We start from the raw sequence: 3,599 nt of genomic DNA, 5'->3' as shown, positions 1-3,599 counted from the left end.
TCAGGTGGGTGAAGCCATGGCCATGGTCAAAGCGCTTAACCGGATCACGCTATTAGGAATGCCGAACAGTATTCGCATCACGTAACAATCGACCCGTATGGGGCGCAGTCATTACAGGTTCTGATTTATTCAACAAAGCCGCCGTAATGATGTTGCAGGGGGCTCTCAATCGCAGCGGTGATCATGCTGTGTTTGAACCTGTGGACCATTCAAGGGCCGACCATCTACAACGTTTCCGCCGCTGCCTGCCACATGCTGCGCAGCGAGCGACGTCGTACCTTGACGCTGATAGGTGCCGCCATTGGCATTGTGCTTGCGATTGGTGGCATGTATGAAATGCTGATCCCGTTTCTGATACTGCTGGGGTCGATCATCCCTCCGGTTGGCGGGGTTATCATGGCGGACTATGTTTTCCGCTATCGCTGCCAGTATCCGTCCATTCAATCCACTACTTTGCCCCGTTTCAACTACATCGGCCTCAGTGTCTATGCTATCGGTGCAGTTCTGGCTTATTTGTCACCGTGGATTGCACCACTGGTGGGGATTGCCGCTTCGGCAGGCAGCTATGTGCTACTGAGCGTGCTGGCAAAACGTTTTGCGCCCACGATGGCGCTGTCAGGAGAATAAGCCATGAACCTCACGGTGGGCGACATTCTTGCGTTACCAGGGCTTGAAGCCCTGCTGCTACGCGCAGGCCAGCGCCATTGCAATCGACCGGTACGCTGGTACTACGTGGCAGAAAACGAAGGGATCGCGGATTGGATCATGGGCGGTGAACTGGTGTTCGTTACCGGCATCAACCACGCTCGTGATGAAGCGAACCTGCTGCGTTTGTTGCAGGAAGGCCATCAGAGCGGAATCGCCGGGATGGTTATTCTCACCGGCGAGGCGTTTATTCATGTAATCCCTGATTCTGTCGTTGCACTGGCAGATCTGCTGAGTATACCCCTGATTGAACAGCCCTACATTCTGAAGATGGTCATAGTCACTCAGCTTGTGGGCACAGCGCTGGTACAACGTGACAGCCTGCTACGTTCACAGCGGGAAATTTTGACCCAACTGCTTACCGGCGATTACCCCAGCATAGAACTGACGCGTCAACGTGCTTCGCATTTACAGTTGACGCTGAACCGCCCGCATCGGGTGATTACTCTGCGCCTGTCAGGTATCCCCGCATTGTTTGATAACCATCCGCCGGACAGTGCAGAATCGCAGCTACAAGCCGCGCGTCAGACGCTGCAACAGGCGTTGGAAGAGCGGCTTGCCACCCAGCCCGCTTCACTGCCGCTGGTCACGCTGGGTGAACTGTTTATTCTGTTCTGGCCAGGAGAGGATGCCGCGTTTCTTGATGGCAAAGCCTGGGTGGCAGAAATGCGCCAGTCATTAAGCTCGTCGCTCCAACCGCTGTCGCTATTTTGTTGCCTCTCTTGCACAGTCACCTAGGCACACCATTATCGACGCGGATTAGGTGAGGCGCGACGCGCGTTGGAAGTGGCTGAAAGCATGCGTCCCGACAAAGGGATCTGTGACTTTAGCGCCTTGGGCGTGCTGCAATTACTGACAGCTATCCCCGACCAAGAGCTGGTCAACCGTTTTATGAAAGAAACACTGGGACCGCTGTTTGCCGCCAACCGTAAACATCCGGCGCTGTTGATCGACACGCTGGAAGCAATACTGCAAGAAAACGGCAACGTTATCAAAGCCGCCGAGCGTCTCGGTATTCACCGCAACACCCTCAATCAACGTTTGCAACAGATCGAACGTCAATCCGACCACCGCGTGAACGACCCGCAGTGGCGACTCAACGTCTCCGTTGCCCTCTTAATCTGGCACATGTCTCATGCGCAACAGCAGGAGTTTCCATGAAAATCATCAATGCTGCACTGCGTCATCAATCCTGCCTGTTCACCCTCACTCTGCAGGATGGCGCTATCGCCACTATCGATGCGCAACCGACCTTAATCACGCCAGTTATTGCCTCCGATGTGCTTGATGCAGAAGGAAATCTGGTGATACCGCCGTTGGTGGAGCCCCATATCCATCTGGATGCTACCCTGACGACAGGAGAGCCAGAATGGAACATGAGCGGCACACTGTTTGAAGGCATTGAGCGCTGGGGCCAACGCAAAGCCATCATCGACCATGAAGACACCAAGCGTCGCGCCCACACCACCATCGGTATGTTGCGCGATCACGGCATTCAGCATGTGCGCACCCATATCGACGTAACCGACCCGACGCTGGCCGCGCTGCAAGCTATGTTGGAAGTGAAAGAAGAGGCGCGCGATCTGATCGATCTTCAGATTGTCGCATTCCCGCAGGAGGGCATTGAGTCTTTCGATAATGGCCGTCGCCTGATGGAGGCCGCGATCGATATGGAAGCCGACGTAGTCGGCGGCATTCCCCATTTCGAATACACCCGTGAACAAGGCGTCAGCTCCACCAAATTCTTGATGGATTTGGCTGAACGCACCGGTTGTCTGGTGGATGTGCACTGCGATGAAACCGACGACGCACAGTCGCGTTTTCTCGAAGTGCTGGCGGAAGAGGCGCGCGTGCGTCAAGTGGGTGAATTAGTGACCACCAGCCACACCGTGGCGATGGGCTCTTACGATAATGCCTACTGTTCCAAACTGTTCCGTCTGCTGAAGTGCTCAGGGATCAGTTTTGTCTCTTGCACCACCGAGAGTATCCACCTGCAAGGGCGCTTTGACACCTTCCCGAAACGCCGTGGCGTTACCCGCGTGGCGGAACTGGATCGCGCGGGTATGAACGTCTGTTTTGGACAAGACTCCATCAAAGGCCCGTGGTACCCGCTGGGCAATGGCAACATCTTGCGCGTACTCGATGCCGGATTGCACATTTGCCACATGATGGGGTATGACGACCTGCAACGCTGTCTGGATTTCGTCACTGATAACAGTGCCAAGGCACTCAACCTCGGTAACCGCTACGGCGTTGCCGTGGGTCGCCCGGCAAATCTGGTGATTATGGATGCAGAAAACGACTACGAAGCCGTGCGCAAGCAGGCCAAAGCGCGCGTTTCCATTCGTCACGGCAAGGCCATCATGCAGCGCATACCGGAACAACTGATCTACCCGGCATAACCGCCCTCCCGCCAGCGCGGCGCTCAGGACGCCGCGTTGGCAGGCATTTGTCGCTCCATCGAATCGATCATCGACTGTTTTGCGGTATCCAAATGGCGGCGTAACTCACGCATCGCGAGCAGATCGTTGCGACACAGCATTGCACTCAGAAATGCAAGATGCTCCTCCACCGCCAGCGTATTGCGTTGCTTGAGCGAACGCTCGTCCCACCGGTAGTGAAAGTGGAACACCACCGAGATTATCTCGCTCATCTGATGGCTTTGTTGAATATGTGTACTAGCTCAGACCTGATCTGACAGTTACCGATTATTTATACAGGTGTCTGTCAGATTACATCTGGTTCAGATTCTTTGTATTAGTCGCGACTAGATCTGACACTTGACCTTGAAAGGTTGAGAGTTACCGGTTTTGATATGGGTGCCTAATCCTTAAACAAAACGCGAGGTAACTATCATGCTCCATACTAACAATCCCATTATCAAACACAAAGCC

The 3,599-nt window shown here is 54.5% G+C and carries 1 protein-coding gene and 4 pseudogenes; 4 read left to right on the top strand and 1 reads right to left on the bottom strand.

Features of this window, described 5'->3' with window-relative positions; all coding sequences use genetic code 11:
• The 4 genes and pseudogenes from QZ506_RS04465 to codA form a co-directional block, all read left to right on the top strand.
• Nucleotides 1-85: pseudogene (locus tag QZ506_RS04465) on the top strand (lipoprotein); the annotation flags it as partial.
• Nucleotides 86-156: 71 nt separating this feature from the next.
• A pseudogene (locus QZ506_RS04460) lies at nt 157-627 on the top strand (cytosine permease); the annotation flags it as partial.
• Between the two features lie 3 nt (nt 628-630).
• A pseudogene (locus QZ506_RS04455) lies at nt 631-1,866 on the top strand (PucR family transcriptional regulator).
• Nucleotides 1,863-3,107, top strand: coding sequence for a cytosine deaminase (gene codA, locus QZ506_RS04450; RefSeq protein WP_291969346.1), 1,245 nt, complete (start codon nt 1,863-1,865; stop codon nt 3,105-3,107). Before QZ506_RS04455 ends, codA begins: the two are co-directional and overlap by 4 nt.
• A 23-nt stretch (nt 3,108-3,130) precedes the next feature.
• Here the strand turns inward: codA and QZ506_RS04445 are convergent.
• A pseudogene (locus QZ506_RS04445) lies at nt 3,131-3,364 on the bottom strand (GntR family transcriptional regulator); the annotation flags it as partial.
• Between the last annotated feature and the right edge of the window lie 235 nt (nt 3,365-3,599).

Origin of the sequence: Candidatus Symbiopectobacterium sp. (assembly GCF_020054415.1) — a bacterium.
Taxonomy (GTDB): Bacteria; Pseudomonadota; Gammaproteobacteria; order Enterobacterales; family Enterobacteriaceae; genus Symbiopectobacterium.
Note: the sequence above shows the minus strand (reverse complement) of the source record. Positions and strands in the feature narration are given on the sequence as shown.

Excerpts from the sequence above, each read along its gene's own strand:
- codA (WP_291969346.1), top strand. The coding sequence starts at position 1,863 with ATGAAAATCATCAATGCTGCACTGCGTCATCAATCCTGCCTGTTCACC.